At 74.7% G+C, this 21,523-nt stretch carries 15 protein-coding genes; 8 read left to right on the top strand and 7 right to left on the bottom strand.

From position 1 onward, the window contains the following. Positions 1–4: 4 nt before the first annotated feature. A complete protein-coding gene (locus ABZ340_RS21360) occupies positions 5–5,944 on the bottom strand; it encodes a TIR domain-containing protein (protein WP_358783377.1) in 5,940 nt (1,979 codons plus the stop codon). Positions 5,945–6,079: 135 nt separating this feature from the next. Between ABZ340_RS21360 and ABZ340_RS21355 the strand changes: the two genes are divergently transcribed. Further along, positions 6,080–7,435: an SLC13 family permease gene (locus ABZ340_RS21355; protein WP_358783376.1), complete on the top strand. Its 1,356-nt coding sequence runs from the start codon at positions 6,080–6,082 to the stop codon at positions 7,433–7,435. A 180-nt stretch (positions 7,436–7,615) separates the two neighbouring features. On the opposite strand, the gene ABZ340_RS21350 is transcribed toward ABZ340_RS21355, so the two are convergent. From ABZ340_RS21350 to ABZ340_RS21340, 3 genes are read right to left on the bottom strand one after another with little or no spacing between them, the layout of a single operon-like run. Further along, on the bottom strand, positions 7,616–8,527 hold the full coding sequence (locus ABZ340_RS21350; protein ID WP_358783375.1) for an inositol monophosphatase: 912 nt from the start codon (positions 8,525–8,527) through the stop codon (positions 7,616–7,618). Then, positions 8,499–9,245, bottom strand: coding sequence for a hypothetical protein (locus tag ABZ340_RS21345; protein ID WP_358783374.1), 747 nt, complete (start codon positions 9,243–9,245; stop codon positions 8,499–8,501). The genes ABZ340_RS21350 and ABZ340_RS21345 overlap by 29 nt, the downstream gene beginning before the upstream one ends. Before the next feature lie 52 nt (positions 9,246–9,297). Then, positions 9,298–10,266: a hypothetical protein gene (locus ABZ340_RS21340; protein ID WP_358783373.1), complete on the bottom strand. Its 969-nt coding sequence runs from the start codon at positions 10,264–10,266 to the stop codon at positions 9,298–9,300. A gap of 230 nt (positions 10,267–10,496) precedes the next feature. Between ABZ340_RS21340 and ABZ340_RS21335 the strand changes: the two genes are divergently transcribed. After that, a complete protein-coding gene (locus tag ABZ340_RS21335) occupies positions 10,497–11,663 on the top strand; it encodes a serine hydrolase domain-containing protein (protein ID WP_358783372.1) in 1,167 nt (388 codons plus the stop codon). Here ABZ340_RS21335 and ABZ340_RS21330 read toward each other — a convergent pair. The 3 genes from ABZ340_RS21330 to ABZ340_RS21320 form a co-directional block, all read right to left on the bottom strand. Continuing rightward, the gene (locus ABZ340_RS21330; protein ID WP_358783371.1) at positions 11,656–12,282 is read right to left on the bottom strand and encodes an HXXEE domain-containing protein; all 627 of its coding nucleotides are present in this window, start codon (positions 12,280–12,282) and stop codon (positions 11,656–11,658) included. The two genes, ABZ340_RS21335 and ABZ340_RS21330, sit on opposite strands and share 8 nt — an antisense overlap. Positions 12,283–12,295: 13 nt before the next feature. Continuing rightward, positions 12,296–13,501: a spermidine/putrescine ABC transporter substrate-binding protein gene (locus ABZ340_RS21325; protein ID WP_358783370.1), complete on the bottom strand. Its 1,206-nt coding sequence runs from the start codon at positions 13,499–13,501 to the stop codon at positions 12,296–12,298. 179 nt (positions 13,502–13,680) lie between these two features. After that, complete coding sequence (locus ABZ340_RS21320; protein WP_358783369.1) at positions 13,681–15,129, bottom strand: gamma-aminobutyraldehyde dehydrogenase; 1,449 nt, start codon at positions 15,127–15,129, stop codon at positions 13,681–13,683. A gap of 166 nt (positions 15,130–15,295) precedes the next feature. Between ABZ340_RS21320 and ABZ340_RS21315 the strand changes: the two genes are divergently transcribed. From ABZ340_RS21315 to ABZ340_RS21290, 6 genes are all read left to right on the top strand, one after another. Further along, positions 15,296–15,847, top strand: a complete 552-nt coding sequence (locus tag ABZ340_RS21315; protein WP_358783368.1) for an Lrp/AsnC family transcriptional regulator — start codon at positions 15,296–15,298, stop codon at positions 15,845–15,847. Positions 15,848–15,849: 2 nt separating this feature from the next. Then, a complete protein-coding gene (locus ABZ340_RS21310) occupies positions 15,850–17,223 on the top strand; it encodes an aspartate aminotransferase family protein (protein ID WP_358783367.1) in 1,374 nt (457 codons plus the stop codon). Positions 17,224–17,438: 215 nt separating this feature from the next. Then, positions 17,439–18,188: an ATP-binding cassette domain-containing protein gene (locus ABZ340_RS21305; protein ID WP_358783366.1), complete on the top strand. Its 750-nt coding sequence runs from the start codon at positions 17,439–17,441 to the stop codon at positions 18,186–18,188. Beyond that, complete coding sequence (locus tag ABZ340_RS21300; protein WP_358783365.1) at positions 18,170–19,765, top strand: hypothetical protein; 1,596 nt, start codon at positions 18,170–18,172, stop codon at positions 19,763–19,765. Before ABZ340_RS21305 ends, ABZ340_RS21300 begins: the two co-directional genes overlap by 19 nt. A gap of 146 nt (positions 19,766–19,911) precedes the next feature. Then, positions 19,912–20,328: a VOC family protein gene (locus tag ABZ340_RS21295; protein WP_358783364.1), complete on the top strand. Its 417-nt coding sequence runs from the start codon at positions 19,912–19,914 to the stop codon at positions 20,326–20,328. Positions 20,329–20,665: 337 nt separating this feature from the next. Further along, positions 20,666–21,400 carry an LAETG motif-containing sortase-dependent surface protein gene (locus ABZ340_RS21290; RefSeq protein ID WP_358783363.1) on the top strand — a complete coding sequence of 245 codons (735 nt, stop codon included), beginning with the start codon at positions 20,666–20,668 and terminating at the stop codon, positions 21,398–21,400. Positions 21,401–21,523 lie beyond the last annotated feature (123 nt).

The following is a 21,523-nucleotide window of genomic DNA, read 5'->3' as shown; positions in this document are numbered from 1 at the left end:
CGCCTCACTCCAGCGGATCGTCCAGCGGCACGTTCCGCACGCCCGGCAGATTGCCGTCGAGTTCGCCCGGCTCGAAGCGGCACATGCCGATCGCGTGCCAGAACTCGCCGGTGACGTCGCCCTCGTACTTGTAGCCGCCGGACGGCGCCAGCGCGGCCCAGCCCTCCGGCATGCCGACCAGGGTGGCGCGCAGGCCGGCCGGGGCGTCGGCGGGCACGTTCCACAGCCGGACCGTGCCGTCCTCGCCACCGCTGGCCAGCAGGGAGCCGTCGGGGCTGAAGGCGACCGCCAGCACCCGGCCGGTGTGACCGGTCAGGACGGCCTTCTCCGCGCCGGTGTGCGGGTCCCACAGGCGGACCGTCCGGTCGTCGCCGGCGGTCGCGAGCAGGGGCAGCCGCGGGTGCGCCGCGGCCGTCCACAGCCGGCCGGTGTGGCCGGTCAGCCGGTGCGCGGCGGCGCCGTCCCGCCAGATCACCGCCTGCCCGTCCCAGGAGGCGCTGGCCAGCCAGGAGCCGTCGGGCGCGAACGCCACGGCGTAGACCCGGTCGGTGTGCCCGTCGAGGATCTCGGTGAGCCGGCCGTCGGCCATGTCCCAGACGCGTACCTTGCGGTCGTCGCAGCCGGTGGCCAGGGCGGCGCCGTCACGGTGGAAGGCGATCGAGCGGACCCGGCCGTAGTGCTCGGCGAGGGTGGCGACGTGCGCGCCGGTGGCCCGGTACCACAGCCGGACCGTGTCGTCGTCGTTGGCGGTGGCCAGCACCTCACCGTCGGCGCTGAACGCCTCCGCCCAGACGTGTTCGGTCTCGACGTCCATCTCCCGCTGGTACTCGCCGGTGGCGGCGTTCCACACGTACATGTTGCCGTCGCTGCTCGCGGTGGCCAGCAGGGGCCCGCCGGGGCTGAACACCGCCGAGACCAGGCGGTCGCTCTGCCCGGTCAGCTCGCGCAGCCGCCGCCCGGAGACGGAGTGCCACAGCCGGACGACGCCGTCGTTGCCGCCGGCCGCCAGCATCGAGCCGTCGGCGCTGAAGGACAGGCTGGTGATGCGGCGCCCGTGGCCCCGCAGGATGCGCCGGCCCTGGCCGGCGGAGGGGTCCCACAGCCGGACGACGCCGTCGTTGCCGCCGGTGACCAGCAGGGAGCCGGTCTCCGGGGCGGGCGTGTCGCCGTGCGGGCGGAACTTGCACACCCACACCGAGCCGCGGTGCTCGGTGGGCTGGCGGGTCAGCGGGACGGCGGCGGGCCGGCCGTCGGGGACCGGACCGGCCTCCGGGCCGAACCGCCACAGCCGGACCACCCCGGCGCTGTCCCCGGCGGCGAGCAGCGACCCGTCGGGGTCGAACAGCACCTGGTACACGGCGCCGCGGCAGCCGCCGAGCAGCCCGGCCGAGCCGCCCCGCTCCAGGTCCCACAGCCGCACCTCCCCCTCGGTGTCGCCGCTGACCAGGAACCGGCCGCCGGGGTGGAAGTCCAGGGTGTACACCCGGCCCGCGTGCCCGGTGAAGCCGTGCCGCACCCGGCGGGCGGCGAGATCCCACACCCGGACCGTGCCGGCCCGTCCCTCGCCCATGTCCCCGGTGGCCAGCAGGGTGCCGTCCGGGGAGAAGCGGGCCCGGAACACCGCGCCCCGGTGGCCCGGCAGGTCCCCGGCCGGCCGTCCGCCGGCGAGGTTCCACAGGCGTACGGCGGCGGCGGCGTCGCCGGTGACGAGGAGGCCGTCGTCCGGGGCGAAGGCGATCGTGTAGACGGGCACCGCGTGACCGGGCAGCCGGTGCAGGGGGGTGCCGGAGGCCGTGTCCCACACGGTGACCGTGCCGTCGGCGTCGCCGGTGGCCAGCAGGGAGCCGTCGGCGTTCAGGACGACCGGCCACACCCCGCCCGGGTGGATCTCCAGCCGGTGCAGGCAGCGGCCCGAGACCGGGTCCCACAGCCGTACGGTGCCGTCGGCGCTGCCGGTGGCCAGCACCCGCTCGCGGAACTTGACGGCGTAGACCCGGCCGGTGTGGCCCTGGAGGGTGCGCAGGGGGGTGCCGGTGTCGGCGTCGCAGACCAGGACGCCGCCGTCCTCGCCGCCCACGGCGAGGAGTTCGCCGTCGGGGCTGTAGGAGATGGGCTCGGGCAGGCGGCTGGTGCGCATGTCGAAGCCGTAGGGCACGCCGACCGCGGAGGGCCGGAAGCCGGAGTCGACGCTCATCCCCGGGGCGATCGCCGCCGTGGCGAGCTCGGGCGCGGCCGGCAACTCCTCCGTGGTGGTCGCGGAGATCAGCGCGGCGCGCCGCCACCGGCCGCCCTCGACGCGGGCGCCGGTCAGGTCGGTGCGGATCAGCCGGGCCCGCCTCAGGTCGGCGCCGCGCAGGTCGGCACCGGTCAGGTCGGCGCCGTCGAGCCGGGCGCCGGTCAGCCGGGTGCCGCGCAGCACGGCGCCGGAGAGGTTGGCGCCGACCAGGCGGGCGTCGGTGAGGTCGGCGCGGGTGAGGTCGACGCCGGAGAAGTCGCGGTAGGACAGGTCCTCCCCGGCCAGGGAGGCGCCGCGCAGGTCGGTGTGGGCGGGCACCCTCAGCCGGGCGAGGACCTTCACGGCGTTGGCGCGGGCGACCTCCTCGCCCCGGACGGCCGGGTCGTGCCCGTCCCGGCCGGTGCCGCTCAGCGTCCGCTCGGCCCACTCCTGGCAGGCGCGGTGGTCGGCGAGGTCGCACAGGAACTCCACGGCCAGCCGGCTCAGCTGGCGCCGGGCCAGCAGCGCGGTGTCGCCGGCGGCGAGCCTGAGGGCGCACTCCCGGGCGATCAGCCACTCCACCACCGAGCCGTGGATGAACCGGAACACGCCGTCGTCGCTGCGCACCAGCAGGCTGCCGGAGCCGATGGCGTGCGCGGTCTGCGGCACCGACAGCCGGGTGTCGGCGAGCCCGGCCAGCGTCTCGGCGACGTCGGTGAGTTCGTCCAGCCGCAGCGCCTCCTGGCCGCTCTCCCACAGGCGCAGGGCGAGCACGGTGACCGCGTTCCACAGCTGGTCGAGGCTGAGCCCGGGCGCCCGGCCGGGGCCGCCGGTGGCGCGGTGCTCCTCGAAGCGCAGCCAGGCGGTGAGGACCTCCCGGTAGAGCCCGGCGGGGCTCAGGGCGCGGCCGGCCCCGGCGACCGCGCGCAGCTGGTCGTCGTCGAGGTCGGCGACGAAGCCGAGCAGCCGGGGGTTGCGGCACAGGGCGAGCAGGTCGGGGATGGCGTCCAGCAGCCGCAGCCGGCGGTCGGCGGCGCGCTCGTCGCCGTCGTAACGGTTCACCAGGTAGGCGCGGATCTGCTGCGGGGTGAACTCCTGCACGGACAGCACCCGGCGCTGCGGGAGCAGGCCGACGCGTTCGCCGAGCGCGGTGAGCACCTGGTCCTGGGAGCGGAAGTGCTGGGTGCGGCTGCTGACCACGATCTTGGCGCTGTCCACGACGGAGTCCAGCAGCACCTGGAGGCGTTCGGCGGCGCGGTCGTAGCTGACCTGGTTGACGAGTTCGTCGAAGCCGTCGAAGAGCAGTACGATCCGGCCCTGCTGGAACATGTAGCGGAAGGCGCGCAGGTCGATGTTGTCGACGCCGTGGGCGGCGAGGTGGGCGGCGACCAGCCCCTCGAAGGAGTACGCCCGGTCCAGCGCGTTCAGCTCCACCAGCAGCGGGATGACGTGCGGCAGTTCGGCGGGGATGCGGCGGGCCAGCTCGCGCAGCGCGAAGGTCTTGCCGTGCCCGAAGTCGCCGAGCAGCAGCAGGAAGCGGCCCTGGTCGGAGTCGAGCAGCCGGAGCATGTCGTCGACCAGGTGGTCGCGGTCCTCGGCGCCGAGGCGCTCCACCTCCCGGTACCGCTGCGGCAGGTACATGTCCGGGGGGTAGCGGGGGTCGGTGCGCAGCCGCTCGTTCTGCGCGGCGACGTAGCCCCGCAGGTCGAGCAGGCCCTGGAACTCGGTGAAGCTGCGCACCCGGACGCCTCTGCGGCGGGCCGTGTCGCGCAGGTCGCGGGCGGGCGGCGGGCCGTCGTGGACGAGTTCGGCCTCGGTCTCGGTGTCGGCGGCGTGGACGAGGGCCGTGAACCGCTCGATGTCGTCGGCCGTGGGGGTGCCGGTGTGCACGGCCACCCGCTGCTGGCGGACGAAGCCCGACTCGGTCCAGGTGACCAGCAGTTGCGGCACCGGGCCGGCGACTGGGCGGATCTGGGCGCCCTCGTGGCGGGTGCGGCACACCTCGGCGACCCGGGCGAGCAGCACCTCGGCCGGGGACTGCACCGCGCGCGGCTCGCGCTCCGGTTCCTGCCCCTGCCCCTGCTCCGGTGCGGCGGATCCGGCCGGGGTCTCGGGGCCGGCCGGGGCGCCGTGCGGACCGGCGGCGTCCGCCGTCCCGTCGGGGCCGGGGCCGAAGGCGCGGTGGGCCCGCCGCCACGCGGCCTGGTGGCGCCGCGGCTCGCCGGGGGCGTCCCAGCTCGCCAGGGAGTCGCGGCCGATGCGCAGCAGCCGGTGCCGGCCGGGCCCGGCCGCGCCGAGCACGGGCACCTCGCCGGAGGCGGTGGCCAGGACGGGGGCCGCGCCGGGCTCGTCCGGGCCGTGCAGCAGCAGGTGCAGCCGGGGCGCGGTCAGCCGGGCCAGCACGTCGGTGTCGCGCAGCGGGCCCGCGCCGTCCGGGGCGGCGGTGCCCCGCGCGCCGGCGGTGCGGCGGGCACCGGGGTGGCGGGGGTCGCCGGGCGGGTGGCGCAGGGCGCCGATCCGCAGCCAGCCCTCGGTCTCGTACGGGCGCAGCGCCTGCGCGAACCAGGCGGCCTGCTCGGGGCCGATCATGCCGTACTGGTCGTCGAGGCGGTGGCTGTAGGCCATGGAGGAGTTCAGGCCCGCGACGACGGTGTGCAGTTCGGGCACGGGGAACAGGGTCCAGGGCTGGTCGCTGTCGAAGACCGCGTCGAGGCCCTGGTAGAGCTCCTGGAAGAGCCGGGCGTAGTGCCGCCACTTGGGCCAGTACGGCGGCCGGGGCGGCATCTCGTCGGCCTCGCAGGTGCTGAAGTAGGCGCGGCAGGCGGCCTGGTTGACGTCGTGTCCGCCGGGGACGACGGCCACCCGGTGCGGCTCCAGGCCGAGCAGCGCCCGCAGCCCGGTGAGGAAGGCCAGGGCCTGTTCGAACTCGCGGGGGCTGCCGGAGGCGGTCAGGTCGCCGGTGACCACCAGCAGGTCGGGGGCGGGCGCCCCGGTGTCGGTGAGTTCGACCAGGTCGCCCCAGATCGCGGCCTGTAACCCGGCCGGGTCCTGGCCGCGGCCGAAGGCGGGCCCGGCCAGGTGGAGCACGGTGACCGCCTCGCGCGCCCCCGTGTCCCCGGCGACCCGCGGGTAGACCGGTGCCGCCGCGGGCCTGCGCCGCCCCGCCCAGCCGGGGCGGCCCAGCGGCCGGCCGGGCGCCGGCGCGACGGGGACCGAGGGACCGGCGGGCGGGGCCGCGGGACCGTCACCGCCGCCCGGATAGCCGGGACGCAACGTGGGCCGGGCCCGGCCGTCGAGGGCCTGGCGGACCCGGGTGAGGAGCAGGTCGCGGGCGGCCGACGGGTCGGCGACCGGGACCAGGTCGACGTAGGTGATGGTGGCGAGCAGGCCCTCCACCGGGATGTCCTCGACGCGCACGGTGAGCAGCCGCCGCTCCGGGGCGTCGGGGTCGGCGCGCAGGGCGGCCTGCCACTCCATGCGGCCGTACCGGGAGCGTTCGTAGTTGCGGGACAGGACGGCGATGACGGCGGCGGACTCGCTGACCCCGCGGTCCATGAAGTCGACGAAGTTGGTGCCGGGCACGAAGTCCCAGGCCTGCAGGACGGTGCGGTAGCCGGCCTCCTCCAGGGTCCAGGCGATCCAGGACGCCCAGCGTTCGTCGGCCGGTGAGTAGCTGATGAAGAAGTCCCATGGCCCGGTGTCCCCCGGGGCGTTCTGTCGAGCCACCATGGGTCCATCATGCCTCTGCCACCCCTCGGTGCAGACGGGTTTTGCGGCCGCGTTCCCGGCCGGAAGGCCCCCCGGCGTACCGGTGGGGTGACGGACCCGCCCCGAACCGCGCACGGATGTGCGACGCTTCCCAGCGTGCGTGTTTTTCTGCGTCTGCATGTGCTGGACCGGCTGGCGATCGGGCTGCTGGTGACGGGATTGCTCTGCCTGGCCTCCGGGTTGTTGCCGACCGGGCCGGCCGGCGACGCGATGCACCGGATCGCCCCGCTGCTGGCGTTCCTCGGCACGGTGATCGTGCTGGCCGAACTGACCAGCAAGGCCGGGGTGTTCGACGTGGTCGCGGCGCGTGTGGCCCGTGCCGGGCGGGGCAGTTACGCGGCCCTGTTCCTGCTCTGCGTGGCCTTCGCCTCGGTCACCACCATCGCCCTGAACCTGGACACCACCGCCGTGCTGCTGACCCCGGTGATGCTGGCGCTCGCCTCCCGGGTCGGCATCGCGGCGGTGCCGCTGGCGATGACCACGGTGTGGCTGGCCAACACGGCGAGCCTGCTGCTGCCGGTGTCCAACCTGACGAACCTGCTGGCCGCGGACCGCGTCGCGCTGACCCCGGCGGGCCTGGCCGCCCGCATGTGGGCACCGCAGCTGGCGGCGATCGCGGTGACCATGGCGTGCCTGTGGCTGTTCTTCTGGCGGCGCGGGCGGCGGGGGGAGGGCCCGGAGGACGCCGGTCGGGACACCGGGCGGGATGCGCGGGACCGGCCGGGGTCCGGCCGCGCGGACACGGGCGCCCCGGCCGCCGGCGGGCCCGGCGCGGCCCGCGCCGAGGGCGTACGAGACGTACGGGCGGGAGCCGGGGACGTACGGGCGGGGAGCCGCGACCGCTACACGCCGCCGCCGGTGCACCGGCCCGCCGATCCGGTGCTGTTCCGGGCCTGCGCGCTGGCCTGTGCCGGTTTCCTGGTCGCGATCCTGGTCGCCGACGTGGAGCTGTGGATGGCGTCCGCGGCGGCGGCGGCCGTCGCCGTCGCGGCCTTCGCGGTGCGCCGCCGGTCGGAGCTGCGGCTGTCCCTGGTGCCCTGGCGGCTGCTGGTGATGGTGCCCGGCATGTTCCTGGTGGTGGAGACGGTCAACGCCAACGGGCTGCACGAGCTGCTGGCCGCCGCGGTCGGCGAGGACGGCGGCCTGCCGGGCCTGCTCCGGGCGGCGGCGGTGGGCGCGGGACTGTCGAACGTCCTGAACAACCTCCCCGTCTACCTGGCCGGGGAGGCGGCCGTCCCCCTGGCCAACCACGACCAGCTGCTGGCGCTGCTCATCGGCACCAACGTGGGCCCGGTGGTGACGCCGTGGGCGTCGCTGGCGACGCTGCTGTGGTACGAGCGGTGCCACGCGTACGGGGTGCGGGTGCCGGTCACCCGGCTGCTGGGGACCGGCGCGGTGCTGGCGGTGACGGCGGTGACGGCTTCGGTGCTGGCACTGGCGCTGACCCGGTAGCGGGCGCCGTACACCGCGACGTGCCGCCCCCGGCGGCCGGCGCCCCGGCCGCCACGACGAACCGCTCCTGGCAACCGCGGCGTACGCCCCCGAGGGCCGCCCCGGTCACGGCGACGGGCCGGCCCCGGTGGCCGGCACCCCGGTCACCGTGTCCCGCGCCGCGCGCCGCACGCCGCCCGGTCACGGTGACGAGCGGCGTGCGGCGCGGGAGGGAGCCGGCCGCGCACGGCCCGCGGGGACGCAGGGCGCCACCAGCTCCAGCAGGTACGGCAGCACCTCGGGCCGCCCCGCGACGAAGGAGCGCTCGGTGTCCGGCCCGCCGAAGCCGCCGCCGAACTCGCGGCCGTCCAGGTGCCGGACGGCCACCCCGGCCTCGCGGGCCAGCAGCGCCCCGGCCGGCAGGTCGATCCCCTCCGCCCGGTAGCCCACGAACCCGTCGATGTCCCCCCGCGCCAGCATGGCCCAGGCCACCAGCGGCGCCCACAGCTGGAGCAGCCGCCGGGACCGGGCCTCCAGGGTGTGCCGCAGCGTGCGCGCCGCCGGGTCGTCGCGGCGCACGGCGTGCCCCTGGGTCCAGGCCAGCAGCGGCCCCGACGGCGGCAGCGGCCGGCCGCCCCGGCCTCCGGCGAGCCTGCCGTGCGGCCCGTGCGCGCCGCCGCCGCGCAGCGCCGACCAGGTCCGTCCCGTCACCGGGTCGTGGACCACGCCGACCACCGGCGCCTCGCCGACGCACAGGGCGATGCCCACGACGTACACGGGCAGGCCGATCACGACGTTGTTGCTGCCGTCGAGCGGGTCCACCAGCCAGGTACGGCCGTTGCCGCCGCCGTCGCCGCGGTGCTCCCCGGTCTCCTCGGCGAGGATCCGGTCGTGCGGGAACCGCTCCCGGATCCGGCCCGTCGCCAGGCGCTCCGCCATCAGGTCCAGGTCGGTGACGACATCGCCGTGCCCGCCCTTGGGCCGGGCGGCGAAACCGTCCGGGATCCTCGACCGCAGCAGCGCCCCGGCCTCCTCGGCGGCGTCCACGGCCGTGCGGTACTCGCGGGCGTAGCCGGCCGACGGGTCAGGCGGGCGGGTCGGGTTCGGGCTCATGGATCCTCCTGAGGGCGGCCCGCGCGATCCGGGCGGTCTGGGTCGCGTCGCACGTGTGGCGGACCATGCGGTGCCCCGGGGCCTGCAACGGGCCCAGGGAGAGGTCCGCCCGGCCGGGCAGCGTCCGTCCCAGCACCAGCGTGGCCGTGGGGCGGTCGCCGGGCACCACGGTGGTGTGGAAGACGCCCGCCGGCAGGGCGTACGTCTGGCCGCGTACGCTCGTCTGCTCGGTGCCGGGCCGGCAGGCCACCAGCCGTGCGGTGGGCCGCAGTTCGTCCACGCCCGAGGGGTCGCTGTGCACCTCGAACACCCGGTGGGTGGGGCGCGCGGTCTCCTCGTAGACCCTCATACGCCGGTTGCCCAGGCGCCCGTACAGCACCGTGCTGGTCAGGTCCCAGCTGTGCGAGTGGACCTGGGGAACCGCCGGGCCGGGCCGGGCTTCCGTCCCGGCCGCCTCGACCGGCCCGGAGACCCCGGAGACCCCGGATATCCCGGATATCCCGGATATCCCGGAGACCCCTAGGCTCCCGAAGACATGAACGCAGACGCCCCGCGGACCGTCCCGCAGGATCGGCAGGCAGACGAATCCGAGGGGATGACGCACCGCGCGCAGGTCGCGGCGGCCCGACGCGACCTGCTCCAGTTCCGATGCGGCGTGCCGCATCACCTCGGCGGCGGCCTGCCGCCGTGCGGCCCGTTCCAGGGCCGGGTAGTCCATCGCGCCTCTCCCCCCTGAGATGTCGCTCGGAATATCGCTCGGTGGGCGCCGCTCACCTGCGGTAGGGATCCTCCGCGCGCAGCGCCCTGTCGATGATGTCGCCGACATCGCGGTCGGTGAAACTCGCCGGCAGCGGCAGACCCAGCCGGTCCATCAGCCGTCCGACCTCGTCCACGGTCGGCTCGTCGCTCAGCGGGGTGGCCTCCCGCAGGTCGAGCTTGACCGCCTGCTCGCGGCTCTGGTGCAGCTCGGTGACGTAGTAGTCGTACAGCGGGCGGCCCCGCTCCACGTACAGGCTCACCCGGCGCGGGTCGTCCTGGGTGATGATCAGGCAGGTGTCGGACAGGTCGAAGCGCAGGGTCGGCGCCACCGAGGACAGGTGGACGTCGATCTCCAGGGTGTCCAGCCGCTGCCGGTGCCAGGCGGCGGCGAGCACGGTGGCGTACGCCTCCTTGCGGGTGCGCTCGGTGGTCCACTCGGCGAACGCGTCGGCCTCGTTGCGGTAGCCGAAGGTGCGCCGGAACCGTGCGTAGGCCTCACAGACCCGGTCGTCGGCCGGATTGACGATGTCGATCTTCATGCTGAGGGAGCGGCGCTGCCGCTGGGCCTCCAGCACGCACTCGGGGAGGGTGACGGCGCGCAGGTAGGTGCCGGTGCCGCCCTTGAACACCCAGCGGGAGGTGTCCCGGCGGGCCCGCTCGTGGGCCCGCGCGATCTCCGGGCCGGACAGGCTGCGCACCATGGACAGGTCCTCGATCGCCCGGCCCGTCCCCTCGGTCGCCTGCCGGATGTCCGCCAGGCGGCGCCGCCGTTCGGTCAGCGAACCGTAGACCAGCGCGGCCAGGACGAGCAGGGTGGCGCCGGAGACGATGTTGTTGTCGAGGTCGTCGTCCAGGAGGTCGAGCAGACCCACGACCAGGGCCAGTCCTATGGCGACCACGCCGTCCGCGTTCCGGACCGCCCACGCGATCCTGTCCTCCAGCCGGCGCCCGGACTGCTGCGGTGTGCTGCTGCGGGTCACGTCTCCCCTCCCCGACGACGGCCTTCATCGTAGGAGCTGCGGCACACGGGGGCCACGGTGCGTCGGCCGGCCCCGCCCTTAAGGGCCACCCCCTACAACTCGCTTGACCGCAAGAGCTTTTGCTCGGGGACCGCTCAGGGTCCGGGCCCTCCTCCGCGATGATCCGCACGGCGGGCGGCGGACGGAGGATGACCGTCGATTCCCACCGCCCGCCTCCTGTGGAGCAGCCGATGCGCACCCGATCCTCCGTCCTCGCCGCCTCTCTCGTCCTCGCCCTGGCCGCCGGGTCGCCGGCCGCGCCGGCGTTCGCCTCCCCGGCGCCGGTGACCGCAGCCTCCTCCGGTCCGGCCGCCCCGCAGCGCACGGCCGGGCCGGACGAGGCGGCCCTGTGCGCCGCGCTCACCGGGCTCCCCGACGCCGCCGCCACGTCGGCGCTCGTCCGGGTCGGCGGCACCGACGGCACCTGGCGCGGCAGTGCGGGCGTGCGGGACCGGGTGAGCGGCCTGGCGGCGGACCCGGACGCCCGCTTCCGGGCCGGGTCGACGACGAAGGTCGTGACGGCGGCCGTCGTGCTGCGGCTCGCGGCGGAGGGGAAGGTGGAGCTCGGCAGGCCCGTGCAGCACTACCTGCCCGGACTGCTCACCCGCGACTTCCGGCCGGTCACCGTACGGCAGTTGCTCGACCACACCAGCGGCATCCAGCCGGGCGACGGCTTCGGGGGCACCTTCGAGGAGCAGTACGCCCACCGTTTCGACACGCTGACGCCCCGTCAGGTGGTGGCGTCGGCGGTGGCGAAGGGCCCGGAGTTCCGCCCGGGCCGGCGGCAGCACTACCTGAACGTCAACTACACGATCCTCGGCCTGCTGATCGAGAAGGTGACGGGGCGGACGTACGCCTCCGAGGCCGCCCGTCTCGTCCTGGGCCCCGCCGGCATGAAGGACACGTACTTCCCCGGTGCCGACCCGGCGATCCGGGGCCCGCACCACCGCGGCTACCAGGCGGTGCGGCAGCCGGACGGCACCACGGGGTTCGTCGACGTCACCGACTGGAACGTCGCCGACCGGTGGGCGGCCGGGGACATGATCTCGACGACGGCCGATCTGGAGAGGCTGGTCACGGCGCTGTTCCGGGGAGAGATCGTGCCCGAGCCGCAGCTGCGGGAGATGTTCCGGGTCCCGCGCGTCGAGGGAGCCACGTACAGCGCGGGCCTTCAGCGTTTCGCGCACGAGGGCACCGTCTACTGGCTGAAGACGGGCGCCCGGCCCGGCTACAGCACCGCGATCGCCGCCTCCCGCGACCTCAGGCGGACCCTCGTCTACTCGGTCACCTCCACCGACGCCAAGGGCGAGTCGATGAACCCGGTCGCCGAGCGGATCGTGGCGGCCGCCCTCAAGTGACCGCGCCCGCCCGGCGTGCACCCACCCGGCATGCACCCACCCGGCGCACGCCCGCCGGCCGCCCGGGCGGCGGCCCCGGCCACCGGCCCGTCACCCGCCGCGCCACCCCGTGCGCCGCCGCCGTCGCCGCGCCCGCGAGCCCGAGCCCGAGGACCAGGTCACGCGGACGCGCGGGCCGCAGCACGCCGGCGCGGCGCAGCCGCCGGCGGGCCCAGAGGGTGAACGGGACGACGAGGAGGGACGAGGTGGCGGCACCGGGGGTGTAGCCGCGCACGGCGCCCGCCTGCGCGAGGTGGACCAGGCCGTGCAGGCCGAAGCCGTCGAGGGCGGTCTGGTAGAACGCCGAACGGCCCCCGGTGGCGTACCCGGCGGCGGACGCCGCGGCCACGACCGCGCCCATCACCCCCACGGCGGCCGCGAACTCCCGCGCCTCCAGCGTCCCGGCACGCCGCCACACCGCCTCCGGCACGCCGGGGAAGCGTTCGCGCAGCCGGGGCGTGTTGCGCCGCAGCCAGCCGGGCAGCACCGCGGCCTCCTCGGCGTCGTGCAGGGCCCAGGCGGCCAGCAGGCCCAGGGTGACCGCTCCGCCCGCTGTTTCGCCACTCGATGACGTGCGCACGGCGGTCAGTCTGCTACAGCCCCGCGATCCGGTTCCACCGCCGCGCGAACTCCGCCCGCTCCCCCGCCCCGATGTCCCGCGCGATGGCGAGCCGGGCGCGCATCGAGTCGTCCGGGAAGATCAGCGGGTTCTCGGCCAGCGCGGCGGTCTCCTCGTCCTTCGCGGAGGCGAGCACGTCCCGGGCGGCCGGGACCGGGCAGACGTAGTTCACCCAGGCGGCCAGCTCGGCGGCGACCCCGGGCTCGTAGTAGTAGTCGATCAGCCGCTCGGCGCCGGCCTTGTGGGCGGCCAGGTTCGGGATCATCAGGGACTCCGCCCAGAGCTCGGCGCCCTCCTCCGGCACGACGAACTCGATGCCGGGGTCGTCCGCCTGGAGCTGGATCACGTCGCCGGAGTACGCCTGGCAGGCCAGGACGTCGCCGCTGGAGAGGTCCTTGAGGTAGTCGTTGCCGGTGAAGCGGCGGATCTGGCCCTTGCGGACCTGCTTCTCCACCCGGTCGCACATCCGGTGGAAGTCGTCGGCCGTCCACCGCGCGATGTCCACGCCGTCGCCCAGCATCAGCAGCGCGAAGGCCTCGTCCAGCCCGGACAGCAGGGTCACCCGGCCCTTGAGGTCGCTCGCCCACAGGTCGGAGACGTGGCGCAGCTCCCGGCCGAGCCGGCGGCGGTTGTAGGCGATGCCGGTGATGCCGGACTGCCACGGCACGGTGAACCTGCGCCCGGGGTCGAAGGCGGGGGACCGCAGCAGCGGGTCCAGGTGGCGGGTGACGTTCGGCTGCCGGGAGCGGTCCATCTCCTGCACCCAGCCGAGCCGTACGTAACGCGCGCACATCCAGTCGCTGATGACGACGAGGTCACGGTCCGTGGGCTGGTGGTTCATCAGCGCGGGGCTGATCTTGCCGAAGAACTCGTCGTTGTCGTTGATCTCCTCGACGTAGGTGACGGAGATGCCCGTCCGCTTCTCGAACGCCTCCAGGGTGGGCCGCCGGCCCGGGTCGTCGTCGGTGTCGATGTACAGCGGCCAGTTCGCCCAGGTCAGCCGCTTGTCGGTGGCGGACCGGTCGGGTGCGGCGCGGTCGGGTGCCGCCACGTACGCGGCGGGGACGCCGCAGCCGGCCAGGCCGCCGAGCGCCGCGCCCGCGCCGAGGGCGCGCAGCAGGGAGCGGCGGGAGAGGCGGGAGGGCCGGGAGGGCTGGAGCGTGTTCACTGGGAGGGGCATACGGGCAGCATGCCGCCGGTTTCCGGCGAGGAACAATCGACGCCGCGTCGAGCCCGCCGGACGGCACGCGACACCTTGCCGATCCTCCTCGGCCGCGGAGTCACGCGCCGGCGGCGACACCGCGGCCCCGGACGGGAGTTCCCGTCCGGGGCCGCGGGCGGGGCGCTACCGCCGCGGGCTCACGCGTCCAGCGACGTCATGACGTGCTTGACGCGGGTGTAGTCCTCGAAGCCGTACGCCGACAGGTCCTTGCCGTAGCCGGACTTCTTGAAGCCGCCGTGCGGCATCTCGGCGACCAGCGGGATGTGGGTGTTGATCCACACGCAGCCGAAGTCGAGCTTCTTGGACATCCGCATGGCGCGGCCGTGGTCCTTGGTCCACACCGAGGAGGCGAGCGCGTACTCGACGCCGTTGGCGTACTCCACGGCCTGGTCCTCGTCGGTGAAGGACTGGACGGTGATGACGGGGCCGAAGACCTCGTTCTGGATGATCTCGTCGTCCTGCTTCAGGCCGGAGACGACGGTCGGGGCGTAGAAGTAGCCCTTGTCGCCGACCCGCCGGCCGCCCGCCTCGACCTTGGCGTGGGCGGGCAGCCGCTCGATGAAGCCGGCCACCTGCTCGAGCTGGTTGGGGTTGTTGAGCGGGCCGTACAGGACGTCCTCGTCGTCGGGCATGCCGGTCTTGGTCTCGGCGGCGGCCTTCGCCAGCGCGGCCACGAACTCGTCGTGGATGGACTCCTGGACGAGGACGCGGGTGGCGGCTGTGCAGTCCTGGCCGGCGTTGAAGAAGCCCGCCATCGCGATGTCCTCGACGGCCTTGGCGATGTCGGTGTCCTCGAAGACGACGACCGGGGCCTTGCCGCCCAGCTCCAGGTGGACGCGCTTGAGGTCCTTGGAGGCGGACTCGGCGACCGACATGCCGGCCCGGACGGAGCCGGTGATGGAGGCCATCGCCGGGGTCGGGTGCTCGACCATCATCCGGCCGGTGTCGCGGTCGCCGCAGATGACGTTGAAGACGCCCTTGGGCAGGATCGAGCCGATGATCTCGGCCATCAGGACCGTGGAGGCGGGGGTGGTGTCCGACGGCTTGAGCACGACGGTGTTGCCCGCCGCGATCGCCGGGGCGAACTTCCACACGGCCATCATCATCGGGTAGTTCCACGGCGCGACCTGCGCGCAGACGCCGATCGGCTCGCGGCGGATCATGGAGGTGAGGCCCTCCATGTACTCGCCGGCCGAGCGGCCCTCCAGCATCCGGGCCGCGCCCGCGAAGAAGCGGATCTGGTCGACCATCGGCGGGATCTCCTCGGAGCGGGTCAGCCCGACGGGCTTGCCCGTGTTCTCCACCTCCGCCGCGATCAGCTCCTCGGCGCGCTCCTCGAACGCGTCCGCGATCTTCAGGAGGGCCTTCTGCCGCTCGGCCGGGGTCGTGTCGCGCCAGCCCGGGAAGGCCGCGGCGGCGGCGGCCATCGCGGCGTCCACGTCCGCCTGCCCGGACAGGGGCGCGGTCGCGTAGGCCTCGCCCGTGGCGGGATTGACCACCTCGGTGGTCCGTCCGTCGGCGGCGTCCCGGAACTCGCCGTCGACGTAGTTACGGAGCTTGCGCAGCCGTCCCAGCTCGGTGCTCACTGCCGGCCCTCCAAGTTCGGGGTGTCCAATCACTGAGACACCCACCCTAGTCCGTGACCCGACGTTTTCAACACCCCTGGTCGCCTCCGGATTGCGAAATCCGCAGACTGAGACACTTCAAACAACGAAATACATCGATCCCGCCTTGCAAAACTGTCGAGACCTCGTGCACAGTGAAGGCGTGGCCAGTCGAAGCGCAGACCCCAGGGACTCCCGGGACTCCCGCGAGTCCGTCCGTGAGACCCACCGCGAATCCAGGAACGGCAGCTCGCCGCACCTGGACGCCGTCTCCCTCGCCATCATCGAGCAGCTCCAGCAGGACGGCCGCCGGCCGTACGCCGCCATCGGCAAGGCCGTCGGCCTGTCCGAGGCGGCCGTGCGCCAGCGCGTCCAGAAGCTCCTCGACCAGGGCGTCATGCAGATCGTCGCCGTGACGGACCCGCTGACCGTGGGCTTCCGCCGGCAGGCGATGGTCGGGATCAACGTCGAGGGCGACGTGGAGTCCGTGGCCGACGCACTGACCGCCATGCCCGAGTGCGAGTACGTCGTGATGACCGCCGGCTCCTTCGACCTGATGGTGGAGATCGTCTGCGAGGACGACGACCACCTGCTGGAGGTCATCAACCGCCGCATCCGGGCCGTCCCCGGAGTGCGCTCCACCGAGAGCTTCGTCTACCTCAAGCTCAAGAAGCAGACCTACATGTGGGGAACCCGATAGCCGTGAGTACCGCCAGTCCCAAGGACCTCAGCAAGTCCGCGTACGACCACCTGTGGATGCACTTCACCCGCATGTCCTCGTACGAGAACTCCCCCGTTCCGACCATCGTCCGGGGCGAGGGCACCTACATCTACGACGACAAGGGCAAGCGCTACCTCGACGGTCTCGCCGGCCTGTTCGTGGTCCAGGCGGGCCACGGCCGCACCGAGCTGGCCGAGACCGCGCTGAAGCAGGCGCAGGAGCTCGCCTTCTTCCCGATCTGGTCCTACGCCCACCCCAAGGCCGTCGAGCTCGCCGAGCGCCTGGCCAACGAGGCCCCCGGCGACCTGAACAAGGTCTTCTTCACCACCGGCGGCGGCGAGGCGGTGGAGACCGCCTGGAAGCTGGCCAAGCAGTACTTCAAGCTGGTCGGCAAGCCCACCAAGCACAAGGTGATCTCCCGCGCGGTCGCCTACCACGGCACCCCGCAGGGCGCGCTGTCCATCACCGGCCTGCCGGGCCTGAAGGCCCCCTTCGAGCCGCTGGTGCCGGGCGCGCACAAGGTCCCGAACACCAACATCTACCGCGCCCCGCTCTTCGGCGACGACCCGGAGGCCTTCGGCCGCTGGGCCGCCGACCAGATCGAGCAGCAGATCCTCTTCGAGGGCCCGGACACGGTCGCGGCCGTCTTCCTGGAGCCGGTGCAGAACGCCGGCGGCTGCTTCCCGCCGCCGCCCGGCTACTTCCAGCGCGTGCGCGAGATCTGCGACCAGTACGACGTGCTGCTCGTCTCGGACGAGGTCATCTGCGCCTTCGGCCGCCTGGGCACCACGTTCGCCTGCGACAAGTTCGGCTACGTCCCGGACATGATCACCTGCGCCAAGGGCATGACCTCGGGCTACTCCCCGATCGGCGCGTGCATCATCTCCGACCGCCTGGCCGAGCCGTTCTACAAGGGCGACAACACCTTCCTGCACGGCTACACCTTCGGCGGCCACCCGGTGTCGGCGGCCGTGGCCCTCGCCAACCTCGACCTGTTCGAGCGCGAGAACCTCAACCAGCACGTCCTGGACAACGAGGCGGCCTTCCGCTCCACGCTGGAGAAGCTGCACGACCTGCCGATCGTCGGCGACGTCCGCGGCAACGGCTACTTCTACGGCATCGAGCTGGTGAAGGACAAGAACACCAAGGAGTCCTTCGACGAGGAGGAGACCGAGCGCGTCCTGTACGGCTTCCTCTCCAAGGCGCTCTTCGACAACGGCCTGTACTGCCGTGCCGACGACCGCGGCGACCCGGTCGTCCAGCTCGCCCCGCCGCTGATCTCCGACCAGGGGACGTTCGACGAGATCGAGCAGATCCTGCGCGCCACCCTGACGGAGGCGTGGACGAAGCTCTGATCAGGCTTCGCGATCGTCCTCAAGGATGACCGGCAACGGCCCCGGTGCCGCCCGTTCGAGTGAGAAACGGGCGCCCGGGGCCGTGTGCTGTCCGGCCTCCCCGCGGGTTCCTGCCTAGCGTGCCCTGTGACCGATCGGCCCTGCCGTCGTTCCCCCACATGGGGGATTTCGCGACCGCGCACGGCATTTCTCGATCCGAACCGAGGTGTACGCCCATGGTGGCCCCGCCGGACAACGACGTGCTCCGGGCCTGCGCCCTGCACTTCCAGCACCACGACGGCTCGCCCGCGCTCGGCGGCGTCTCGCTCGGCGTCCGGGAGGGCGAGATCCTCGCGGTGAGCGGCCCGCGCGGCAGCGGCAAGACCGCGCTCCTGCACTGCCTGTCCGGCCTGGTACGGCCGCAGCGCGGCGAGGTCTGGTTCGACGGCACGGCCCTGCACACCCTGGGCCCGCTGCGCCGGGAACGGCTGCGCCGCGACCGCTTCGGCTGGATCGACCCGGCACCGGCGCTCGTCCCCGAGCTGACCGTGTGGGAGAACGCGGCCCTGCCGCTGATGCTGCGCGGCACCGCCCGGCGCCGCGCCAAGAGCACCGCCCTGGAGTGGCTGGACCGCCTCGACGTCGGCGACCGGGCCCGCAGCCGCCCGCACGCGCTCCGGCAGGCCGAGCGGCAGCGCGTGTGCATCGCCCGCGCCCTCGCCACCGCGCCCGCGGTCCTCTTCGCCGACGAACCGACGGCGCCCCTGCACCGCGCGGACCGCGCCCAGGTCCTGCGCACCCTGACCACGGCGGCCCGTTCGCACGGCATCACGGTCGTCCTCGCCACGCACGACTCCGAGACCGCGGCCCTCGCCGACCGCACGGTGTCGCTGCTCGACGGCCGGCGGGTGGACACCGTGCACCTGCCGCCCCTCCCCCAGGCCGCCGCGACGGAAGGCCGGGCCGCGTGCTCGCTCTCCGCCTGAGCCTCGGCGCCCACCTCGCCGTCCAGCTGCGCCGCCTGCTGGTGGCGGCGGCGTCGGCGGGCACGGGCTTCCTGCTGCTGTGCGCCCTCGGCCACGCGCTGAGCCATCCGGCCTCCCCCGCCGCCTCCCTCGCCCGCCTGGCCTGGTGCGCGGCGCCCCTGGCCGCCACGGTGTACTTCGCTCTCGCCGTGGCCCGCACCGACTCCGGCACCCGCCCCCGCCCCGGCCTGGCGGCGGCCGGGCTGGGGCCCGGCCGTCTGATGGTCCTCTCGGCGACGGCCACGGCCCTGTCCTGCACCCTGGGCTCGGTGCTGGCGCTGCTGGCCTTCCTCCACCTGCGCGGCGACCTCACCGGCCGCCCCTTCGGCGGCGTCGGCGGCGACGCCCTCGCCGCCGGGCAGCCCCTGCCCCTCCCCGCCGTCCTGACCCTGCTGGTGCTGGTCCCGGCGACCGCGTCGGCGGCGGTCGCGCTGGCGCTGCGCCCCCGGGAGCCCCGTCCCGGCCCGGCCGCGTCCCGCCGGTACGGCCGCTTCGGCGCGTACGGGTTCGGCGCGGCGCGCGAGACCTTCGGGGCGTACGGGCGTTTCGGCGTCCACCGCAGGGCGGGCGGGGCGGCGGGTCACCGGGCCGCCGCCGTCCCCCCGGAACAGGGGGCGGCACCGGTCCCGGAGGCGGCGACCGCCGCACCGCGGGAGGCGGCGGCCTCCACCGCTCCCGAAGCGGCGGCTCCCGGCGCGCACGGGGCGGTCTCCGCCACGCGGGCGGAGACCGCCCCGTCCACGGAACCGGACCACACGGCGGACACCACCGCCCCCGCACCCGGCACCCGGCACGAGGCGGTTGCCACCACCCGGACACCCGGCACCCTCCACACAGCGGACACCACCACCCCGGCACCCGGCACCCCGCACGAGGCGGTTGCCACCACCCCGGCGCACAGCGCCCCGCACACGGCGGACGGCGGCCCGCACGCGTCCGACGCCGCGGCCCCCCGCCGGGCGACCGCCGCCCTCCCCTGGGGCATCACCGTGCTCGCCGCCGGCCTGGCCGTGGAGACCTACGCGAGCCGCACCGCTCCCGCCCCGGGCACCCCGGCCGCCGGCGTCCTGGCCGGCTGGGTCCTGACCGCCCTCGGTCTCGCCCTGGCCGGGCCCGGCCTCACCCACCTGTGCGGCCGGCTGCTGCAGGCGGTCCGCCCCGGGGCCCTGCGCCTGCTGGCCGGCCGGATGCTGATGGAGGAGGCGTCCCGCATCGGCCGCCCCCTCGGCGTGGTCTGCGCGGTGGCGTCGGCGGCGTACGCGGCGACGGCCCTGTACGGCGACGGCGGACCGGCCTTCGGACCGCTGCGCACCCTCGGCGCCCTGGTGGTGGCCGGCTGCACCGTGGCCACGCTGTTCACCGCGGCCGTCGAGACCCGGCAGGTCCGCGCCGGCACCACGGCCGCGCTGCTGCGTCTGGGGGCGCCCGGCACGGTGCTGCGCGCTGCCGCCGCCCTGCGCGCCGCCGCGCTGCTGGCGCTGTTCGGCCCGCTGACCCTGGCCGTGGCGGCGCTGGCCGCGCTGCCACTGTCCCGCTGACGCCGGCCGTGCGGCAGCCTCGGGAAAGAGCCGCGGAAAAGAGCCGCGGAAAAAATCCCCGGACGCCGATGAGTTCCGCCGCGGCCCCGGGTCTACCCCCTCGAACAGCACGGAACCCACGGACCACTTGGCGGGGAGAGACCCAGATGACCACGGCGTACCAGCAGATGATCTTCGTGAACCTGCCCGTGAACGACCTCGACGCCTCGAAGAAGTTCTTCACGGAGCTCGGCTACACGATCAACCCCCAGTTCAGCGACGAGAACGCGGCCTCCGTCGTGATCAGCGACACCATCGTGGCAATGCTGCTCACCAAGCCGTTCTACGCGACCTTCACCGACAAGGAGATCGCCGACGCGTCCAAGACCAGCGAGGTGCTGATCGCTCTGAGCGCCGAGAGCCGCGAGAAGGTCGACGAGCTGGTCGACCGCGCGATCTCCCTGGGCGGCACGGCCACGGGCCGGACCCAGGACCTCGGCTTCATGTACGGCCGCGCCTTCGACGACCTCGACGGCCACACCTGGGAGATCACGTGGATGGACCCGGCGGCGGTCCAGGGCTGACGGACCGGGGCGTCCGGCGGGGACGGATGCGTCCGGCACCCGCCCCCGCCGGACACCCCGCACCCGCTCCCGCCGGACACCCCGCACCCGCCCCCCGCCGGACGCCCCGCGCCCGCCCCCCGCCGGACGCCCCGCGCCGCCTTCGGCGGCTCCGGGGCGCCGAAACGTCTCGGCGGTTAATAAGAGGGCAAAGCCAACTCCCTTACGGCGTAGATGCGTTGACACTACCGGTGCAGCACTCGTAGACCTGTGGGTCTGCTGGGGGCGCTGATGTCGCGTCGGCGATGTCCCGGTGCCCCGCCCACCCCCCTCATCCACGCATCCCGTAAGGACCACCGTGGCAGTCCCGTCTCTCCTCGGCCGCGCGGCGTCCCGCCGCGCCGCCATACGTCCCGCGCGCGTCCTCGGCGTGGCCGCCGCCTCGGCCGCCCTCGCCGTCGGCGCCGCCGGCACCGCGCTCGCCTGCGACATCAGCGAGTTCTCCGCCGCCGCGAAGTGCGACGGCGGCAAGGGCGTCATCACCGTCACCGACGTCGACCCCTCCGGCATCCCGGCCACCGTCACCGTCTTCCTCCGGAACGACGGCGCCGACGTGAAGAAGGTCGGCGAGCAGGTCGTCAAGGGCTCGCGCGAAGGCACCACGATCACCTTCGCCGAGGACTGGAAGCCGAACGCCGAGTACCGCGTCCACGTCGAGGCCGCGGGCTACGTCGACGAGGACATCGAGCCGAACCTCGTGACCCCGGCCACCGCCTGCGCGCCGGAGAAGCCGCCGACGCCGACGTCCACGCCGACGCCTACGCCGACACCCACCCCGTCTCAGACCTCCTCGGCCCCGGCCCCGCCCCAGTCACCTGCCCCGGCGACCCCGTCGGCCCCGGCGAGCCAGAGCACCGCCCCGGCCGGCACCGTGAGCAACGCGCCCTCGCCGGCCGGTGAGTCCCACCTCGCCGAGACCGGCGCCGGCTCCGACACCGGGCTGATCGCCGGGATCGCGGCCGTCCTGGTCGTGATCGGCGGCGGTGCGGTCTTCCTCGGCCTGCGCCGCCGCGGGGCGAAGGACGACCGCTGACGCACCGCGCCGGGCAGCCGGCCCGCCCCCCGGCCGGGGGGGGGGCGGCCCCCCAACAGCTCGGGAGAGGGGGGGGGTGGGGAAGTGTTGGGAAGGGAGGGGGTTTTTGAGGGTGGGGGGCGG

The organism is Streptomyces sp. NPDC006134 (assembly GCF_040628835.1).
In the GTDB taxonomy this organism is placed as follows: Bacteria; Actinomycetota; Actinomycetes; order Streptomycetales; family Streptomycetaceae; genus Streptomyces.
The sequence above is the reverse complement of the archived record's forward strand: the minus strand, read 5'-3'. Positions and strand labels throughout refer to the sequence as shown.